The 16,749-nt window shown below is 67.4% G+C and carries 21 protein-coding genes; 10 read left to right on the top strand and 11 right to left on the bottom strand.

The genetic code is table 11. The features are described 5' to 3' along the window. The coding region (locus ACFWPX_RS29235) for a TetR/AcrR family transcriptional regulator (protein ID WP_378930801.1) at positions 1–661 on the bottom strand (661 nt) is incomplete at its 3' end. Positions 662–699: 38 nt separating this feature from the next. On the opposite strand from ACFWPX_RS29235, the gene ACFWPX_RS29230 reads away from it, so the two are divergent. The 6 genes from ACFWPX_RS29230 to ACFWPX_RS29205 all read left to right on the top strand — a co-directional run bounded on the left by ACFWPX_RS29230 (position 700) and on the right by ACFWPX_RS29205 (position 4,531). Beyond that, entirely contained in the window at positions 700–1,077 is a 378-nt protein-coding gene (locus ACFWPX_RS29230) for a nuclear transport factor 2 family protein (protein WP_378930798.1), read from the top strand. A gap of 233 nt (positions 1,078–1,310) precedes the next feature. Then, a complete protein-coding gene (locus ACFWPX_RS29225; RefSeq protein WP_378930796.1) occupies positions 1,311–2,282 on the top strand; it encodes an Acg family FMN-binding oxidoreductase in 972 nt (323 codons plus the stop codon). Between the two features lie 94 nt (positions 2,283–2,376). Further along, positions 2,377–2,667 (top strand): hypothetical protein, encoded by a 291-nt coding sequence (locus ACFWPX_RS29220; protein WP_378930793.1) that lies wholly within the window; start codon positions 2,377–2,379, stop codon positions 2,665–2,667. A 1-nt stretch (position 2,668) separates the two neighbouring features. Then, positions 2,669–3,343: a HemK2/MTQ2 family protein methyltransferase gene (locus ACFWPX_RS29215; protein ID WP_378930791.1), complete on the top strand. Its 675-nt coding sequence runs from the start codon at positions 2,669–2,671 to the stop codon at positions 3,341–3,343. Continuing rightward, a complete protein-coding gene (locus tag ACFWPX_RS29210; RefSeq protein WP_378917199.1) occupies positions 3,300–3,536 on the top strand; it encodes a CDGSH iron-sulfur domain-containing protein in 237 nt (78 codons plus the stop codon). Before ACFWPX_RS29215 ends, ACFWPX_RS29210 begins: the two co-directional genes overlap by 44 nt. Next, complete coding sequence (locus ACFWPX_RS29205) at positions 3,536–4,531, top strand: iron-containing redox enzyme family protein (RefSeq protein ID WP_378930789.1); 996 nt, start codon at positions 3,536–3,538, stop codon at positions 4,529–4,531. The genes ACFWPX_RS29210 and ACFWPX_RS29205 overlap by 1 nt, the downstream gene beginning before the upstream one ends. Here the strand turns inward: ACFWPX_RS29205 and ACFWPX_RS29200 are convergent. From ACFWPX_RS29200 to ACFWPX_RS29185, 4 genes are all read right to left on the bottom strand, one after another. Further along, positions 4,506–4,934, bottom strand: a complete 429-nt coding sequence (locus tag ACFWPX_RS29200; protein ID WP_378917195.1) for an ATP-binding protein — start codon at positions 4,932–4,934, stop codon at positions 4,506–4,508. The genes ACFWPX_RS29205 and ACFWPX_RS29200 overlap by 26 nt on opposite strands. Positions 4,935–5,010: 76 nt before the next feature. Continuing rightward, entirely contained in the window at positions 5,011–5,430 is a 420-nt protein-coding gene (locus ACFWPX_RS29195) for an STAS domain-containing protein (protein ID WP_378917193.1), read from the bottom strand. 138 nt (positions 5,431–5,568) lie between these two features. Then, entirely contained in the window at positions 5,569–6,405 is an 837-nt protein-coding gene (locus tag ACFWPX_RS29190; RefSeq protein ID WP_378917191.1) for an RNA polymerase sigma factor SigF, read from the bottom strand. A 97-nt stretch (positions 6,406–6,502) separates the two neighbouring features. Further along, positions 6,503–6,940, bottom strand: a complete 438-nt coding sequence (locus ACFWPX_RS29185) for an anti-sigma factor (protein ID WP_378917189.1) — start codon at positions 6,938–6,940, stop codon at positions 6,503–6,505. A 196-nt stretch (positions 6,941–7,136) separates the two neighbouring features. Here ACFWPX_RS29185 and ACFWPX_RS29180 point away from each other — a divergent pair, with 196 nt between their 5' ends. The 3 genes from ACFWPX_RS29180 (at position 7,137) to ACFWPX_RS29170 (ending at position 10,210) form a co-directional block, all read left to right on the top strand. Beyond that, positions 7,137–9,281 (top strand): catalase, encoded by a 2,145-nt coding sequence (locus ACFWPX_RS29180; protein ID WP_378930786.1) that lies wholly within the window; start codon positions 7,137–7,139, stop codon positions 9,279–9,281. Positions 9,282–9,395: 114 nt separating this feature from the next. After that, on the top strand, positions 9,396–9,569 hold the full coding sequence (locus tag ACFWPX_RS29175) for a CsbD family protein (protein WP_378917185.1): 174 nt from the start codon (positions 9,396–9,398) through the stop codon (positions 9,567–9,569). Positions 9,570–9,763: 194 nt separating this feature from the next. After that, positions 9,764–10,210, top strand: coding sequence for an anti-sigma factor antagonist (locus ACFWPX_RS29170; protein WP_378930784.1), 447 nt, complete (start codon positions 9,764–9,766; stop codon positions 10,208–10,210). Positions 10,211–10,228: 18 nt separating this feature from the next. Here the strand turns inward: ACFWPX_RS29170 and ACFWPX_RS29165 are convergent, their stop codons facing one another. Both ACFWPX_RS29165 and ACFWPX_RS29160 read right to left on the bottom strand, forming a co-directional pair. Further along, positions 10,229–11,014 carry an alpha/beta fold hydrolase gene (locus ACFWPX_RS29165; protein WP_378930782.1) on the bottom strand — a complete coding sequence of 262 codons (786 nt, stop codon included), beginning with the start codon at positions 11,012–11,014 and terminating at the stop codon, positions 10,229–10,231. A 178-nt stretch (positions 11,015–11,192) separates the two neighbouring features. After that, positions 11,193–11,414, bottom strand: a complete 222-nt coding sequence (locus ACFWPX_RS29160; RefSeq protein WP_378930780.1) for a hypothetical protein — start codon at positions 11,412–11,414, stop codon at positions 11,193–11,195. Positions 11,415–11,625: 211 nt separating this feature from the next. On the opposite strand from ACFWPX_RS29160, the gene ACFWPX_RS29155 reads away from it, so the two are divergent. Then, positions 11,626–12,537, top strand: a complete 912-nt coding sequence (locus ACFWPX_RS29155; protein ID WP_378917177.1) for a hypothetical protein — start codon at positions 11,626–11,628, stop codon at positions 12,535–12,537. A 6-nt stretch (positions 12,538–12,543) separates the two neighbouring features. Here the strand turns inward: ACFWPX_RS29155 and ACFWPX_RS29150 are convergent, their stop codons facing one another. From ACFWPX_RS29150 to ACFWPX_RS29135, 4 genes are all read right to left on the bottom strand, one after another. Continuing rightward, the gene (locus ACFWPX_RS29150; protein WP_378930777.1) at positions 12,544–14,214 is read right to left on the bottom strand and encodes a DUF885 domain-containing protein; all 1,671 of its coding nucleotides are present in this window, start codon (positions 14,212–14,214) and stop codon (positions 12,544–12,546) included. Positions 14,215–14,280: 66 nt separating this feature from the next. Next, on the bottom strand, positions 14,281–14,940 hold the full coding sequence (locus ACFWPX_RS29145; RefSeq protein ID WP_378930774.1) for a DNA alkylation repair protein: 660 nt from the start codon (positions 14,938–14,940) through the stop codon (positions 14,281–14,283). A 43-nt stretch (positions 14,941–14,983) separates the two neighbouring features. Further along, positions 14,984–15,625 carry a class I SAM-dependent methyltransferase gene (locus tag ACFWPX_RS29140; protein WP_378930772.1) on the bottom strand — a complete coding sequence of 214 codons (642 nt, stop codon included), beginning with the start codon at positions 15,623–15,625 and terminating at the stop codon, positions 14,984–14,986. Between the two features lie 270 nt (positions 15,626–15,895). Beyond that, on the bottom strand, positions 15,896–16,444 hold the full coding sequence (locus ACFWPX_RS29135; protein ID WP_378917169.1) for a hypothetical protein: 549 nt from the start codon (positions 16,442–16,444) through the stop codon (positions 15,896–15,898). Positions 16,445–16,749: the final 305 nt, after the last annotated feature.

The raw sequence follows: 16,749 nt of genomic DNA, 5'->3' as shown, positions 1-16,749 counted from the left end.
GCCACGGCGGCGGGGACACCGCCCGGGAGAGCGGCGACGCCGGCGCGAGGGCGCCCCGCCGCGAGCCGGCGGCCGCCCCGGGCCCCGCCCGCCCCGCGCCGTACAGGCGCAGTACCGACGATCGGAACTGGGCGGCCACGGTTGCCACATCGAGCCCACCGCCGCGCAGGTGCTGCCCGGCCGCATGGCCGAGTGCGATCGTCGCGGCAATGAGCCACTCGGTGTGCAGATCCGTCGTGAATTCGCCCGCGTCGCGGCCACGGCGGATGAGCGCGTCGAGGTGCTGTTCGATCGGTACGTGGCGCGCGGTATCGGCTGTGCGGTCGTTGTCGGAACAGTCGAATCTCGTCTGCTCGGCGAGCATCGTGGCGACCGCGGCCAGGAATCGGTCGAGAGCCGCAGTGGCAGTGCCGGTTTCGAGATCCGCTGCCGCCAGCGCATCGATGGCCCGTCGGCTCTGTTCGTCACGCATCGAGGCGAGCAGCATCTCGCGGGTGCCGAAGTGCGCGTACGCGGTCTGGCGGGTGACCCCGGCCGCGGCGGCGATCTCGGACATGCTCGCCTCCGGACGCTCGCCCAGCACCCGGATCGCCGCGGCTACCAGTGCCGACCGGTTGCGCCCGACCTCTGCTCGCTGACGGCGCTTCCTTATCTCTGACACGATTGACAACAATAACAGCGCACTTAAAATTGTCAGGTATGTCAGAGATAACTGAACGCGCGGCCCGTCGACTCGTCCTCGACTACACCCGCGACATGGCCCTGTCCGACGAGGATCCCGCCGAGATCGTGGACCGCACCCTGACCGAGGACGTGATCTGGCAGACCGACGGCACCGAGCTCGATCGCGCCGCGCTGATCGCGCACGCGGCCCCCTCCCGTAAGAACGTCACCGCCGTCGATGTCCGGATCGACGACCTCCTCGTCGACGGCCACCGATTCGCCGCCCGCTGCTGCCTCGCCGCCGAACATCGCAAGCTCGGTCAGGTGGCGATCGAATGGATCATGATCGGCAGCGTCGCCGCCGACGGACGCGTGCGGCGGATTCACCAACTCGCCAGGACCCCGAAGTCCTGAAAGTGGTCCTGACCACATCGAGCAGCAACCTCGGCGCCCGTGACCGCCTGTTGCGCTGGGCGGCAGCGACCAGCGTCCCGGCCGAGGTCTGTCGGCCGCGAAGTTTCACAGGTTCGTCATCTAGGGTGATAGTCGACCCTAAGAACGCCTAACGGAACGCAGGCGCGGAATGGTTTCCGCGCACGGCCGGAACGAGGTTTCGCCTACCTGCGCTGGAAGGAAGGCAGGCGAGAATGCGCCCATCAGGGCCGAGCATCACAACATGCCGAGACGCGCTGCAATTGGCGGTGCGTGCCCCCTCGGTACACAACACCCAACCGTGGCGGTGGCGGATCCGGCCGGGCGGGGTCGATCTGTTCGCCGACTTCGGGCGTCAGGTCAGCGCGACCGACCCCAAGGCGCGCGCTCTCGTGGTGAGCTGCGGCGCCGCGTTGCATCATCTCGAAGTGGCCTTCGCCATGCTGGGCTGGCAGGCCGACATCGACCGGATGCCCGATCCGGACCGGCCCGATCATCTCGCGACGATGGAGTTCACGCCGCGCTCGCCCACAGATCTCGATATCCGGCTGGCCGCCGCCATCCACCTTCGCCAATCCGATCGGCGCCGCTACCCCGGCCTGCCGGTGGCCTCGCACGACCTGCGCGCGGTGTCGCGGTGCGCGGCCCGATTCGGGGCAGCGGCCAGGCATGTTCCGGACCTTCTGCTCTCGCACTTGGCCGCCCCGATGCGCCGAGCCGCCGCCAGGCATGCGACGGACACGAACTATCTGGCGGAACTGGAGCAGTGGAGCGGCTGCCACGGCGCGCCCGCAGGCGTGCCTGCCCGCAATGCCCCGGCCGCCCGGGCATCGGACGAACTGCCGGTGCGGGCCTTCGCCGAAACGGAACTGTCCGAGTACACCGACGAACCCGACTCCGCGCACTGGCTTGTCGTGTGCACGCCGCGTGACAACCGCCTCTCCCAGCTGCGAGCGGGCCAGGCGACGAGCGCGATGCTGCTGCAGGCCACCCACCGCGGCCTGGCGACCAGCCTGCAGTCCGAACCGCTGGGAATGGTGGACCTGCGCGATCAGATCCGCACCACCGTCCTGCAGGAATGTGCCTATCCGCACGTCATGATCCGCGTCGGCGTCATGCCGCACGCCGCCGCCCCGCTGGAATCCACCCCGCGCCGCGACCTGGCCGAGGTCATCGAGACGAACTGAATCACCGGCCCCCGCCGGATGCCGGTTGATTGCGTCACCGGTTTACGGGCATGTCCACGACAGGGCGGTGTCGTCCTCGAAAGGAGCACGCACGGTGAATCAGTCAGAGAAGCAGTTCCCCGATAACGCTCGGACCACTCGAACACATGCGGGGGAGTCGATCAGGGACACGAGGAACTGGCCCGGATTGATTCTCGCCGCCATCGGGCTGGTGCTGCTCGGGGTCACCCTCACCGCGGCCGGGTACGGCTTCGCGGGCTGGGCGGTGATCGCGGGGGTGGCGTGCGCGGTGTGTCTGGTGGTGGGGATCGGGCTCGTGGTCGCGGAGCATCGGCGGGTGAAGGCGCAGGAGGACCTCGCCCTGGGTGAACCACGAGGACACTGAGGTGGTGGTCGTCAGGGCGCCACGTGTCTACCGGCCGCAGGCCGACACCTGGCTGCTGGCTCGCGCGCTGAACGAGGTGCCCTCGCTGCGTGGCGGCCGGGTGCTCGACGTGTGCGCTGGTACCGGCGCGTTGACGATGGCGGCCGCGGCGGCGGGTGCGGGCAGTCTGACCGCGGTCGACCTGTCCCGATCGGCGCTGATATCGACGTGGATGAACTGTCGGCTGCGCGGCGTGGCGGTGGAGTTGCTGCACGGCGATTTCGCGTCCGCGCTGCGGCTGCCGCGCTTCGACGTCGTGGTCGCGAACCCGCCCTACGTCCCCGCCGAGCGGGCGGGCGGTCGCGGTGCGGCGCTGGCGTGGGACGCGGGCCCCGACGGTAGGAGCGTGCTCGACCGGTTGTGCGCGATGCTGCCGGACCTGCTCACCGACCGCGGCGTCGGGTTGATCGTGCATTCGGCGATCAGTGATCCCCAGCGCAGCTTGGACCAGCTCCGCGAGCTGGGTGCGAACGCCGCCGTCGTGGCGACGGGAACGGTGCCGTTCGGGCCGGTGATGCGGTCGCGTGCCGGGTGGCTGGCCGCGAAGGGCTTCATCAGCCATGGTCAGCGCGATGAGGAACTGGTGGTGATCCGTGTCGACCGAACATCGTCGTCTGTCGTCGCCGACCCCGCCTGAGCCGCGGCGCGTCGTGCTCACCGACGACGGGCCCGCACTCATCGACGGGCCCGTCGACGTGGTCACCGCCGACGGCACGGTGCTGCACTGCGATCGTTTCGTGGTGGCGCTGTGTCTGTGCCGTCGGTCGAGCACCTACCCGTTGTGCGATACCAGCCACCGGCGCCGACGTCACCCGAGGAGCGCGGACTGATGCCCCTGCGATCACTCCCGCGCCCGCGCGGTGAGCTGTCGGCCGCAGTTGCCGAATTACTCACGCGGACAACAGGTTCGGTGGTTCCCGATGCTTGCGGACTCGACCCCTACGGCGAAGATCTCCTGCTGACCCTGCACACCTGCTACGAACTGCACTATCAGGGATTCGCCGGTGTCGACGAGAACTGGGAATGGGACCCCGACCTCCTGCGCTTACGCCGCGACCTGGAGAACACCCTGCTCGCGGCACTGCGTGACGATGTCCCCGGCGGCGACGACGTCGACGGGGAACTGGACCGTCTGCTCGAACCGACCAGGGACACCGACGGCATCGCCGGGTTCCTCGCCGAGCGGGGGACCGCCGACCAGTTGCGCGAATACTTCGTCCACCGCTCGATCTACCACCACATCGAGGCCGACCCGTATGCCTGGGTGATCCCGCGCCTGCGTGGACAGGCGAAAGCGTCGCTGGTGGCGGTGGAATTCGACGAGTTCGGCGGCGGCCGCGGCGAACGCGTCCACGCGCAACTCTTCGCCGACCTGCTCGCGGGCGCGGGACTCGAGTCGGGCTACCTGCACTACCTCGACACGGTGCCCGCGCCGATGCTCGCCCTGGTGGACATGATGTCGCTGTTCGGCCTGCATCGCGGCCTGCGCGGTGCACTGGTCGGGCATTTCGCCACCGTCGAGATCACCTCGTCGCCGGCCTCCCGGCGCCTGGCCGCGCTGGCCCGCACGCTGCTCCCGCATCCCGCGTGCGCGCACTTCTACGCCGAGCACGTCGAGGCCGACGCCGTGCACGAGCAGGTGATGCGCCGCGATGTCATCGCCGGGCTGCTGGATGCTGAACCCCGCCAAGCCGCCTCGATCGTCTTCGGCATCCAGGCGACGAACCTGCTCGAGGACCGCTTGGCCGATCACATCCTGAAGTGCTGGAACGAGGATCGCTCTTCGCTGCGCGAGGCGATCAGTGCACCCGCCGCACCTGCGTGAAGGTGATGGCGACGGGGTAACCGCCCCGTGCCCGGTCGTAGGCGTCGTGGTCGGTGGTGAGGTGGTCGGTGATCGAGTGCATCACATGCCAGCCGAACCCCGTCGTGTCGATCGGGTCGGCGGCCGCGCACACGCCGTCGACCGCGATCCGGATCCGGAAACCGTCGGCGGTCACCTCGCAGTTGATCTGGGAATCGGGCACCGCGCCGAGGATCAGGCAGGTGGCGGCCTCGTCGAGCGCGACTCGCATATCGGCCACCGCGTCGACGGTGAAACCCGCGATCAGCGCAACGGTTTCGGCGACAGCCCGGAGCATGACAACCTGGCCGAGGTCGGCGTCGATCTGGATACGGATCGATGTCGCATGAATCGAATCGGCGATGATCCGGTCGCTCGAATCCACGAGGTCCTCCTCCCGAGCGTGCGCTGGAGTGGCTTCACCGAGCGCATACCCAGGACCGTGGGCCCGAAACAGCTTCTCAACAGCCGGATTCGGATCGCGACGCCTCATCGATGGACAGGTAGTACCGGAACAGTGGCCGCACACCGACAAGAACCAGCGCCCGCTCCACTTCGCGACCGCCGGTGAGCAGGCGGATGTCGACCCCGCGTGCCCACGCATCAGCTTTGGCGACGCCGAGCACGGCGGCGACCCGCAGGCTCAGGAACTCGGTATCGCGCAGATCGAGGACCACGACGCGCGCGCCGGAACACACAGCGCGGTCGAGCAACGCACTGAATCGGGGCATCCGCGCCGCGTCGAGCTCGATACCGCCGTGCAGAACCCAGCAGCCCGGTCGCCCCGGGTCGCGCAGCGCCAACTCGGCCGCGGCGGCCGCGGAGCAACCGCGGTACCAGCGCAGGCGGCTCGAATGCCGGCGATCCATGACGACGGACATAGAACCTCCTGTGCGACAGGGCGTTCCGGTTCGCACTACCGACAGGCCATTGCCCGACGGTCAGGGTGCGGCGCACGAGAACCGGGTTCGGCTGGAGGTCTCAACCTCGAACAATTTTGGCACGTGAGGGCGCTGCTGTCACGGCGCGGCCATCGGCTCGGCGAGTGCTTGCTCACGCAACGACGTCAGGGTCCGCGAAAGGATCCGCGAGACCTGCATCTGGGAGACACCCAATTCCTCGGCGATCTGGCCCTGCGTCTTGGACTCGTAGAAACGCATGATCAGCACCCGCCGCTCTTCGGCGGGCAGCTCGGCGATCAGCGGACGAACCGCCATCGCGTCCTCGGTGAGCTGGTAGCAGGGCTCCTCGGAGCCGAGGATATCGGTGATCGGCTGGGTGGAATTGTCGCGACCGTCGTGGGTGACGCCGTCGATGGAGTTGGTCTGGTAGCCGTTGCCCGCGACCAGCGTGCGGGTGACCTCGACCAGGTCGACGCCGAGTTCGTCGGAGAGTTCGTGCGCGGTGGGGAACCGCCCGAGCCGCTGCGACAGTTCCTCGGTGGCGGGTCCGATCCTGAGCTGGATCTCCTTGAGCCGCCGCGGCACGCGCACCGCCCACGTGCGATCACGGAAGTGCCTGCGCACCTCGCCCATGATCGTCGGGATCGCGAAGGACAGGAAGGAGGAGCCGCGGGTGACGTCATAGCGATCAACGGCGAGCACCAGCCCTACCCGGGCGGTCTGCTCGAGATCGTCGAACTGCTCGCCGCGGCCGTTGAACTTGCGCGCGATGTGATCGGCGAGCGGCAGACACAGTTCGATGACCTGCCTGCGCAGCGCGTCGTGGTGCGCATCGCCGGGGGGAAGTGCCCGCAGCTTGTCGAACCACGGTTCGATGTTGTCGTAGCTGTCGCCGCGCGAATGGGATCGCCGGGCGGTCGGACGGACTGCTGCTGTCGTTGATTCCCATGTCATCGCTACTTGCCTCACTTCCAGGCGGTTGCGGATGTGTTCATGGGGTACCCACCGGGACCCGGGGCCATGCCCTACCTACGAGGCTAGTGCGCGATCATCACGATTCGGTCGGTCTGTGCAAACGTCTGATCCAGCCGAATTCGACGGTGGTCGGGTAGCCGTCGCGGGCCGGGTCGAAGGCGGCGTAATCGGTGCGCAGCGCGTCGGTCAGGGTCGCGACGACATGCCAGCCGAAGGATTGCTCATCGAGTGCGGCGGGCTCTCGGGCCAGTGCGCTCACCCGGGCACCGAGCACACCGTCGCCACCGGTGAACGAGCAGTCGAGCTGGGAGTTCGGTGTCGCGACCAGCATCAACGCGGTGGCGACCTCGTCGAGCGCCAGGAGTAGATCGGTGACCTCGTCGAGCGCGAAGCCACCGACGAGCAGCACGGTCTCGGCGAGTGCGTGCACCATGCTCAGCTGGTCCAGCTCGGCGGGCACCTGGAACCCGACGGTCCTCGAGCGGGGAGCGGTGTCGCGATCTCGAGCTCGCACGCCACCTCCCTCATCACCGACCATTTGGTCGGAGGTTACCCCGTAACCGTCAGGTCACGCCTCGAGCTCATCGCGGGCCGTTACCCGCCGAGATCGGACCGCGGTTTGCCGGGCGAATAACGCGGTAGTCCATCAGGGACGACGGCAGGCCGATTCTCCGAATTCCCCGAGTGCGACGAAGGGACGACGAAATTCCATGACCGAGCACGCTGTTCCGTCCGAATTCACCCACCCGCCTACGCCACCCGACGAGGACCCCGCAACACCCTGCGAGCAGGCGGGCCCCGCACCCGATCAGCAAGGACCCGCACTGCGCGGCCCCACCGGCGCACCGATTCCCGGCGACGCGAGCCTGCGCGCCCAGCAGGGCCCTCGGCTGACCACCCCGCAAGGTGCGGGCGTGGCCGACACCGATCACGCGCTCAAGGCGGGCCCGCGGGGTCCCACGCTGCTGCAGGACTTCCACCTGCGCGAGAAGATCACCCACTTCGACCACGAACGCATTCCCGAGCGGGTTGTGCACGCCCGCGGCACCGCCGCCCACGGGGTTTTCGTGGCCAACGGCGCCGCCGCGTCGCTGACACGAGCGAAGTTCCTGGCCGCCGACGCGCGCACACCGGTCTTCGTCCGGTTCTCCACGGTGCTCGGTTCCCGCGGATCGGCGGACACGGTGCGTGACACCCGCGGATTCGCGGTGAAGTTCTACACCGGTGAAGGGGTCTACGACCTGGTCGGCAACAACATTCCGGTGTTCTTCATCCAGGAAGCGATCAAATTCCCCGATGTGATCCATGCCGGGAAACCGGAGCCGGACCGTGAGATCCCGCAAGCGCAATCCGCGCACGATACTTTCTGGGATTTCGTCACGCTGCACACCGAGGCGACCGCACACACCTTCTGGAACATGTCGGACCGGGCGCTGCCGCGTTCGTTGCGGATGATGGAGGGATTCGGTATCCACACCTTTCGTCTGGTCGCCGAGGACGGCGCGACGAGTCTGGTGAAATTCCACTGGAAGCCGCGGCTCGGCGTGCACTCGATGCTGTGGGAGGAATGTCAGCTGACCGCCGGTTTCGACCCCGATTTCCATCGCCGGGATCTGGCCGACGCGATCGCGGCGGGCATGCCGCCGGAATGGGACTTCGGTGTGCAGGTATTCCCCGACACACCCGATCATCTCTTCGATGGCATCGATCTGCTCGACCCGACCAAGATCGTCCCCGAAGAACTCGCGCCGGTGCGGACGATCGGCACCCTGCGGCTCACCGCGAATCCGGAGAATTTCTTCGCCGAAACCGAGCAGGTCGCCTTCTGTCCGACGCACCTGGTCCCTGGTATCGAAGTCACCGACGATCCGCTGCTGCAGGGCAGGCTGTTCTCCTATCTCGACACCCAGATCAGCCGGCTCGGCGGCCCGAACTTCACGCAGCTGCCGATCAATACACCGCACGCCGATGTCAACGACCTTTTCCGCGACGGCATGCACCAGGCCGCCGTGCACCCCGGAGTCGCTGCCTACAAACCCAATTCGCTGGGCGGTGGTTGCCCCTACGCGGCCAGTTTCGCCGCCGACGCCTATGTCGAATCGCCGACTCCCATTCCGCCGCCGACCGCGAAATTGCGGACCTCCGCCGACAGTGCGGGCTCGGTATCGTTTGCCGACCATTATTCGCAGCCGCGCATGTTCTATCGCAGCCTGACCACCGGCGAACAGCGAAATCTGGCCGACGCGTTCTCGTTCGAACTCGGCAAGTGCCTGTCGGAGACGATCCAGCAGCGTGGTCTGCAGATGCTGGTCAATGTCGACGAAGGGCTGGCCGACTATGTCGCCGGGCAACTCGGGCTCGACAAGCCGACCCCGAACAGCGAACGCGTGGAGCTCGCGCCGAGTCCCGCGTTGTCGCAGCGGCACGGCAGCTTCCCGGTGGACGGGCGGACCGTGGCCGTACTGGTCGATGACACCACATCGGCCGATGCGGTGCAGGAGGTCTCGACCGCCCTGGAAGAGGCCAAGGTCAGGCCGATGGTCGTGGCGGCGCGCGGCGGTGTGATCGACGGAGTACCGGTGGCACGGACGTTCGCGACGATGCGGTCGGTCGAATTCGACGGTGCGCTGCTGCTGGCCGCACCGGATGACCCGAGGGTGAACCTGCTCGTCGAGGAGATGTGGCGGCACGGCAAGGCGATCGCGGCGGTCGGTACCGGGGTATCGGTGTTGCAGCGCAACGACATCGACACCGACGTAGCGGGAATCACCGTCGCCGATTCCGGGGCGGCCACCAGTGGGCTACTCACCGACCTGGGTGAGCATCGCGCGTGGGCCCGCATCGAAGGCGACTGATCCGCGCCGGGCGCCGTGACTGTTTGCATTCGGCAGACCCGGGTAGGCCTTCGATGGGTCCCCAGGACGGCCCACGGCCACCAGTTGGCCGAGAAACAGCCTGAAAGGAATGCCATGGGTATCGCTGACAAGGCGAAGAACAAGGCCGAAGAGCTGGCGGGCAAGGCCAAGGAAGCGGCCGGCCGCGCCACCGACGACCGTGATCTCGAGAACGAGGGTCGCGGCGAGCAGGTGAAGTCGAACCTCAAGGGCGCAGGCGAGAAGGTCAAGGACGCTTTCCGCGACTGACCGGTCATACGCCGCACGGGTCATCGGTCCGCGACGGGCCGATGACCCGCGGTCTTTTCGAGACGCATCAGATCCATCACAACCGGTGACACCACCGACTCGGCGTGCTGAAATGGACGCACCAGCCGATCCGGAGCTACCAGGTTCGGCCGGGGCAGTCTGTACGCCTGCCGGTGTCGAGGGATCGAGCACTCGTGAACACCCATTCCAGCGATGGTGACAAGACGTTGCGGGTCGAAGACCCGGAACTGTGCGCGGAGGTCACCCTCCATCACACGGCGACGGTGCTGCACGTGCACGGCGAGATCGACGCCTGCAATCTGCTCGAGTGGCGCGCGATGCTCGACGATGCCATCGCAGCCGAGGGGCAGTCGGGTCACCTGGTGATCGACATCAGGGACGTGACCTTCATGTCCTGCCGGGCGATTCTCGACATGGCGACCCGCGCCCAGCAGTGCGAGCTACGCATGAGTGTGGTCAATCCCGTGCCGTCGGTCACCGATCGGATCATCATCGCCGCCGGCCTCACCGAGTGGTTACCCGTCTACGCCAGCCGCACCGAAGCCATGGCCGCCGCGCGCACGCTGCCGCTCCAGCAGTCCGTCCGAACGTTCCCACCGGCGTCGTGGACGACGATGTAGGCACGGCAGGCGCGGGGTTCAATCGTTCGCGCCGGAATCGGTCAGTATCGGCAGCAACGCCTTGGCGCTGACCATGTGGTCCTGCCCGGCGAGCACCCGATGCGTCGCGTGGGGAATCGCCGCGGCCAACTCCCGCGCCACCTGGTGCATTCCGGGCGGGTTCTTCGCCCCGACAACGACATTCACCGGCACCCCGATGTTCTCGAAACGCTCCACCGGGGGAAGTACCTCGGTGATCCCGATGTCGTACATCAGCGTGGGAGCGAGTGCCTTCATGGTCCTCCAGCCGGGAAACAGCGGTAGCAGCGCGACGAACGCACGCGGCATCCCGATCCCGTGCAGGAATGCTTTCAGCGCCCGGGCATTGTTTCCCTCGTCGAGCAGCGCGCGTACCTTCTCGGCCAGCTCGGCATAAGACGCCCGCTCGGCCTCGTCGTGCACATAGGGAGCGTCGTAGATCACGACCCTGTCGAGCTTGTCCGGCATCCGAGCCGCGGCTTCGAGTGCCAGCGCGGCACCGGATGAATGTCCGTAGAGAATCGCGCGCCCACCGGCGGCGTCGACAATCGCCTCGATATCGTCGACTTCGCGCTCGATCGCGTACGGCAGCACGTGCCCGCTGTCCCCACGCCCACGCCGGTCATAGTTGTAGACAGTGAATTCGGTCGCGAACACCCCCACGTCGGCGACGATCGGCCGAAACCGCCGGAAACACGTCGCACCGGTGATGTACACCAGCGCGGGCCCGTCCCCGGACACGTCATACGCGAGTTCCGTGCCGTCCTTCGACGTAGCGATCCTCATAACTCGTTCCTCTCGGGTGCCGGGCGCGCGGATCCCTGATCGATCCACTGCCTTCTACCAGTACGACGCCTTCACCTCCCGAAACTCATCGGTGCGGCGAGAAGCCCCGGCCGTACGAGCTGTGCCCGCTTCGCCCGCTGAAGCACGTGCGCGGTTCGACCGCTGTGGCGTCCTGGGGTCACCAGCCGGGTGGCAGTCTCGTGTCCGCCGGACCATTCATGAACGCGGAGATCACGTGATCGGTGAGGTAGAGCCTCAATTCGCTGCGCCACTCGGCGGGGAGATCCGCCGGGACCAGGTCGAGTGCGTCCTCGACCTCGTCCCATATGAGGGGAAAGGGAATGCCGTCGCGCGAGCAGGATTCGACGGCGACCATCAGCTGATCTGTCAGGCGATCCATGTGCGCATTCGATGTCACACTGAATCCCGGGTCGAGAAGGAGCTCGAGATCGTCCATGTGTTTCCCCTTACCAGTTTCGCACCCCTGCTGTGCGCTCAACGTAGGTGACCGATTAGCGGCGCGCGAAATCGTGTGGGGGTTACTGGTCGTTCAGATATCTTTCGGCTGCCGGCTTGTGATCGGCACCCACTGACCGGTGTAGGTTCGACCGATGATCTCCACGGCTCTGTACTGCGGCACTCGCTGGGACGAGCAGGGGCGATGGTTCTACGAGCTGCTCGGCGACGACGGGACCACCGAACTGATGCCCGGTATCGGGACGCGGCTGGCGTTCCGGATTACCGATTCCGGGCGATTCTGCCTGGGGTACAACGGGTTCGGCGGCGGCCGTCGCGGGCGGCTGCCGTGCCCTCGCCGCGCACGCGTCGACGCGGGCCGTCAGTGCGAGCAGTGCCGAATCACCGAGGGCTGGTCGGTGGTGCACAGCCATCGTGGTCCGCTCACGGCATTGCCGGAACAGGTCCGCGACTATATGTCGCAGCCTCACCACCTCTACATCGCGTATTTCGGCGACGGGATGACCAAGGTCGGCACAGCGTCGGCGTCGCGGCGCAATCGGCGTCTCTTCGAACAGGGCGCGCTGGTCGCCCGATTCATCACCGATTCCCCTGACGGACTACATGTTCGAGATCTCGAACGGACGGTGACCGAACGAGCGGGCATCGGGCAGGCGGTCGCCGGTGTCACCAAGACCCGCATTCTGACCAAACCGCTGCGCCCGTGGGCAGCCCTGGAATCAGCCGTCGCCGATGCGGCCGAGCACGCCGCGAGCGCACTGCCCACCGACATCACGCGCACCGATATCGCCTGGTCGGGCGGCCGGGACTTCTACGCCACGATCCTCGAACACGGCCGGTTCCCGGTCGCCACCGAAATCGCCGGGGAGCCAGGCGAATACCTCATCGACGCGGTGACAGCGCACGGCCACACCATCGCGTGCCGGGACACCGCGGGCGCGAGCGAACTCGTGCTGGTCAACGACACCCGCCTGGTCGGTCGCCGCATCGAACTCGACTCCACGATCACGGCGACTCCGGAACCCGCGCAAACCAGCCTGTTCTGAAGACCCTCACGCCATGGCGGCCAGTTGCGCCCGCATCGTATCCAGACCCATTCCACCCAATCGCAAAGCGCGGGTGTGGAATTGCTTCGAATCGAACGCCGCGCCCGCTCGTTCCCTTGCCTCCGCGCGGGCCGCGAGCCACAGGCGTTCACCGAGCTTGTACGCGGGCGCCTGTCCCGGCCACCCCAGGTACCGGTCGATCTCGTCGCGGGCGGTGATGGAATCAGTGACCGTCCGGGTCAGCAGGAACTCCAGGCCGAGGTCGGGAGTCCAGCGCTCACCCTCGTGGAAGCCGGTGCCCGCGGGGATCTCCCATTCGAGGTGCATCCCGATATCCACGATCACCCGCGCGGCGCGAAACAGCTGCTGCGACAGCATGCCGAACAGATCGCCGTCGTCGCCGAGGTAGCCGAGTTCCTGCATGAGGCGTTCGGCGTAGAGCGCCCAGCCCTCGCCGTGCCCGGAGACGAACGACATCATCCGCTGGTACCGATTCAGCGAATCCGCCTCGCGCACAGCGGTCGCGACCTGTAGATGATGGCCCGGCACGCCCTCGTGGTACACGGTGCTGACCTCGCGCCAGGTCGCGAAGTCTTCTTTTCCGGGCTCCACCGACCAGCACATGCGAGCGGGACGGCTGAAATCGGCACTCGGCCCGACGTAATACGCCCCGACCACACCGCCGGGCGGCGCGATCGTGCACTCCAGCTGCATGAGCTCGTCGGGAATCTCGAAGTGCTCGTCGCGCAACGTCTGCAGGGCCTCGTCGGACACCTTCTGCAGCCACGCTCGCAGCTCGGACTGCCCGCGCACCCGGTATTTCGGGTCGGCGTCGAGCACGGTCGCCGTCTCGGTGAGTGAGGCGCCCGGTGCGATGCGGGCAGCGACAGCCAGCATCTCGGTCTCGAGCCGGGCGAACTCCGCCCACCCCCAGGTATAGGCCTCCCGCAGGTCGAGGTCGGCGCCGGTGAAATAGCGCGACCAGAGCCGGTAGGTGTGCTCGCCGACGGCATCCTTGGCGGGAGCAAGGGGCACGAGCTCGGCCCGCAGGAACTCGGCGAAGTCGGCATAGGCCCGCTGGGCCGCGTCCGAGCCCCGGCGCAGTTGCGGCAGTGGCGCACCGTCGATGTCCTCGGCGGCGGCGACGAAGGTGGTGAAGAACCCTTCCTTCCCGCCGGAACCAGCCCACGTGTCGGCCTGTTCGGCGACTTTGACGACCTGTCGCAGCCCGCTGACCTGTCCGCGTTCCGCAGCGACCAGCAGCGACGCGCGCACACCGGCCAGCGCCGCGGGCACTCCCGCGAGACGCTCGGCGATCACCGACCAGTCCGCGGCGGTCTCAGCGGCCATCACGTCGAACACCATCCGAATGTTCTGCACCGGACTCTCGATCACATTGAGCGCGGCGAGGGGGAGCCCGGCGTCATGGATCTCCACGTCGAGCCCGATGCGCTCGGTGAAGACGGCTTTCGCCACCCGTTCACCGTCGTCGGCGGGTTGCGCGGAGAGTATGGCGCGCAAGGCGTTTCGGGCGATCTCCGCCCGAAGCGCGTGCCCGGCAGGCGAATAGTCGGTCAGGCGATCGTCGTGGCCCGCGATGCCGAACATGGTCGCCGTGACCGGATCAGCGGCCGCGTAATCCTCGACGTACCGATCACAGATCTCATCCACACCCATTCGAGACACGCTAACTGCCATCGAGCTCCGACGGGCAACGAACGAGCGCGAGTGCGGAGGGTCGAGTCAGCCGTTCTGTCGACGCACCATCTCGGTGATCCAGGTGGGCGCGAACGGGGAGGTGCAGCCGGGGGGAGTCGGGTAGTCCTTCAGGACCTCCAGTCGCTCGCCGATGTCGAGGGCGCGGGCGCGGTGGTCGGGATGGTCGATACCGATCTGGGCGAGGCAGTGGTTCATCGCCCACTGCAGACGATCGGGTGCGGTTTTCATTCGCGCCTCGATGAGGTCGAGCAGCTTCGTGAGGTCGAGGCCGGCGGGCTTCTTGGCGACTCGTTCGGTGGTCAGCGCCCAGCCCGCGCTCGCGACCACCGGGTCCGGGTCGGCGAACCACGCCGTGCGCAGCTCTTCGGCGTGCGGGTTCTTCTTCACGACGTAGTTGACGAGCCAGTCGTGGACCTTCGGGGTGCGTGCCTGGCGGATCATGGCGTCGAGCTCGTCCCGCTCGAAGAGCTTCGGGCGGCAGATCAGCAGCGCGAGCAGTTTCGCCGCGGTGTCGTCGGTGTCCCAGAGTTGCCGGGCCAATACAGGTTGGGTCTTCAGGCGTTTGGCCAGCGCACGCAGCTTCGTGAGGTTGATGCCGTGATCGTCGCCGTGTTTCTCGTTCACCGCGCGCATCTTCGGGTCATCGAGGGCGACCAGTTCGGCCATCACCTCGTCCACCGTCATCTCCGACACCTGCGCCTCCTGATCTATCGCTCGTCGGTGCCCATCATGCGTCGCGATCGGTGCGCGCGTTCGAGTCGGGTGTCAGGGAGAACACCGCGACCAGGAAGTCGGAGTCGTCGGTGAAGGGCCGCAGATCCCAGGTCGACAGCAGCAGATCGACTGTGAGACCGGCGGATTCGGCATCGGCCAGGAACTCGGCGAACTCGTAGCCACGGTCCGCGCCGAACCCGATGATCGCCCGGCCGCCGGGCGCGAGATGCCCGGCGAACCCCGCCAGCACCGCCGACCGGGTGGACGGGGCGAGAAAGGTCATCACATTGCCCGCGCACACGATGGCGTCGAAGGCGGGGGCAGGCAGATCCAGTTCGGCGAGGTCGCCGACCAGCCAGGTCGGTCCGGGATAGTCCGCACGCGCCGCATCGATGAGCACCGGGTCGACATCGACCCCCACCACCGTGTGCCCGGCGCCGTGCAGGTAGCCGCCGGTCCGCCCCGGCCCGCAGCCCGCGTCGAGCACTCGGCTGCCGCGCCCGAGCATCGCGTCGATCAGCCGCGCCTCGCCGACGATGTCCTCGCCCTGCGCGGCGAGGGTTCGGAATCGCTGCACGTACCAGCTCGAATGTGCCGGGTCCGCGGCGGTGAGCTCCTCCCACCCGCTGGGTGTGCGCTCGTTCGACGTGTTCATGATCGCGTGCTCCTCAGGTTCGTCCGCCGAATCACCCTGCCGACCTTAGCCGCGCTGGTAAGAAGGCCGAACCACCTGATCGAAACGGCTCCCGACGGCCGCCCGCCCGAGCGAGGCCGGGTCGGTGCCGTCCGCACATCCACTCCTCTTCCTCGAATTGGTCCTCGAACAGTTCGTGGATCTCCGGCGCAGTCCGACAAGTTGTTTCGATGATGTCCACAGGAGACCTGGCCGCCCGCGGAAGCGACTGTCCCTCCGTCGGCAAGGTGTTCACATCGGATGTGGCTTGGTGGCCCCGGATCCGATCACGGGTGGCCGCCGGGACCCGGCGCGGCGGATCGCGGTGATGATCAGGATGGCGACGCCGAGGATGATGGCAGTGATCGCGATCGCCACGGCGAGCAGGATCGGACCGGCGAACGAGGAGCCGAGGTCGTGGCCGACAGCAAGGGTGATGCCGGGGCCGCCGTCGGTTTCGAGGACGTACATGCCGTCCTGAACTGCGTGGAATGTGAACTCCGCGGTTCCCTCGCGGCTGCCCAGTTGATATGACTGCTCGGCGCCGACGGCCTCGGTGCGCACCACTTGCCCTGTGGGGTCGGTCAATCGGGCCCGCACTGCCTCCGGCGGATCGAGCGTGGCCGCCCCGGGATACTCGAAGTAGACGGTGTAATCGCCTGCCGCGAGTTGCAGATCGCCGGAGCCGGGGACCGTAACACGCTGGTAACGGTCGACGTCGTCCGACATGCGGAAGAATCCGATAGCACCAACACCGATAGCGCCGAGGATTCCGACCACGATCACGAGGACCGCCGCCACGATCCAGCCGCCTGAGGACTTTTGCGGTCGCGAGGGACCTTGTTGACGTGTTCGGCCTTGATGCGAGGTCGGGTAGCCTGCGGGACTGGACATGAGGGAGCCTCCTGTGACCGCCGTACAGTTCACGGCTTCGCGGCCCAACTTATCTTGTCCCACAGACAGTTTCGTAGATGACGGAGCGTGGTCGCACTGAGGTGCAGGCGGCAGTGACCGTCACGGCGTGTGTGGGGGGCGGGCGGTGGTGGGGCGCCCACCACAAACCAAGAAGAGTGGGGGGGTCCGGATGTTGGGCCGAGGTCACCCCC

The sequence above is a fragment of the Nocardia sp. NPDC058518 genome (assembly GCF_042719655.1).
Taxonomy (GTDB): domain Bacteria; phylum Actinomycetota; class Actinomycetes; order Mycobacteriales; family Mycobacteriaceae; genus Nocardia.
Note: the sequence above shows the minus strand (reverse complement) of the source record. Positions and strands in the feature narration are given on the sequence as shown.

Bases quoted from the DNA above. Each gene is read 5' to 3' on its own strand.
- ACFWPX_RS29175 (WP_378917185.1), top strand. From the start codon at position 9,396: ATGGGTATCGCTGACAAGGCGAAGAACAAGGCCGAAGAGCTGGCGGGC.
- ACFWPX_RS29160 (WP_378930780.1), bottom strand. From the start codon at position 11,414: ATGGATCGCCTGACAGATCAGCTGATGGTCGCCGTCGAATCCTGCTCG.
- ACFWPX_RS29195 (WP_378917193.1), bottom strand. From the start codon at position 5,430: ATGTCCGTCGTCATGGATCGCCGGCATTCGAGCCGCCTGCGCTGGTAC.
- ACFWPX_RS29225 (WP_378930796.1), top strand. From the start codon at position 1,311: ATGCGCCCATCAGGGCCGAGCATCACAACATGCCGAGACGCGCTGCAA.
- ACFWPX_RS29180 (WP_378930786.1), top strand. From the start codon at position 7,137: ATGACCGAGCACGCTGTTCCGTCCGAATTCACCCACCCGCCTACGCCA.
- ACFWPX_RS29145 (WP_378930774.1), bottom strand. From the start codon at position 14,940: ATGACGGTGGACGAGGTGATGGCCGAACTGGTCGCCCTCGATGACCCG.
- ACFWPX_RS29190 (WP_378917191.1), bottom strand. From the start codon at position 6,405: ATGACATGGGAATCAACGACAGCAGCAGTCCGTCCGACCGCCCGGCGA.
- ACFWPX_RS29230 (WP_378930798.1), top strand. From the start codon at position 700: ATGTCAGAGATAACTGAACGCGCGGCCCGTCGACTCGTCCTCGACTAC.
- ACFWPX_RS29155 (WP_378917177.1), top strand. From the start codon at position 11,626: ATGATCTCCACGGCTCTGTACTGCGGCACTCGCTGGGACGAGCAGGGG.
- ACFWPX_RS29205 (WP_378930789.1), top strand. From the start codon at position 3,536: ATGCCCCTGCGATCACTCCCGCGCCCGCGCGGTGAGCTGTCGGCCGCA.
- ACFWPX_RS29165 (WP_378930782.1), bottom strand. From the start codon at position 11,014: ATGAGGATCGCTACGTCGAAGGACGGCACGGAACTCGCGTATGACGTG.
- ACFWPX_RS29150 (WP_378930777.1), bottom strand. From the start codon at position 14,214: ATGGGTGTGGATGAGATCTGTGATCGGTACGTCGAGGATTACGCGGCC.
- ACFWPX_RS29140 (WP_378930772.1), bottom strand. From the start codon at position 15,625: ATGAACACGTCGAACGAGCGCACACCCAGCGGGTGGGAGGAGCTCACC.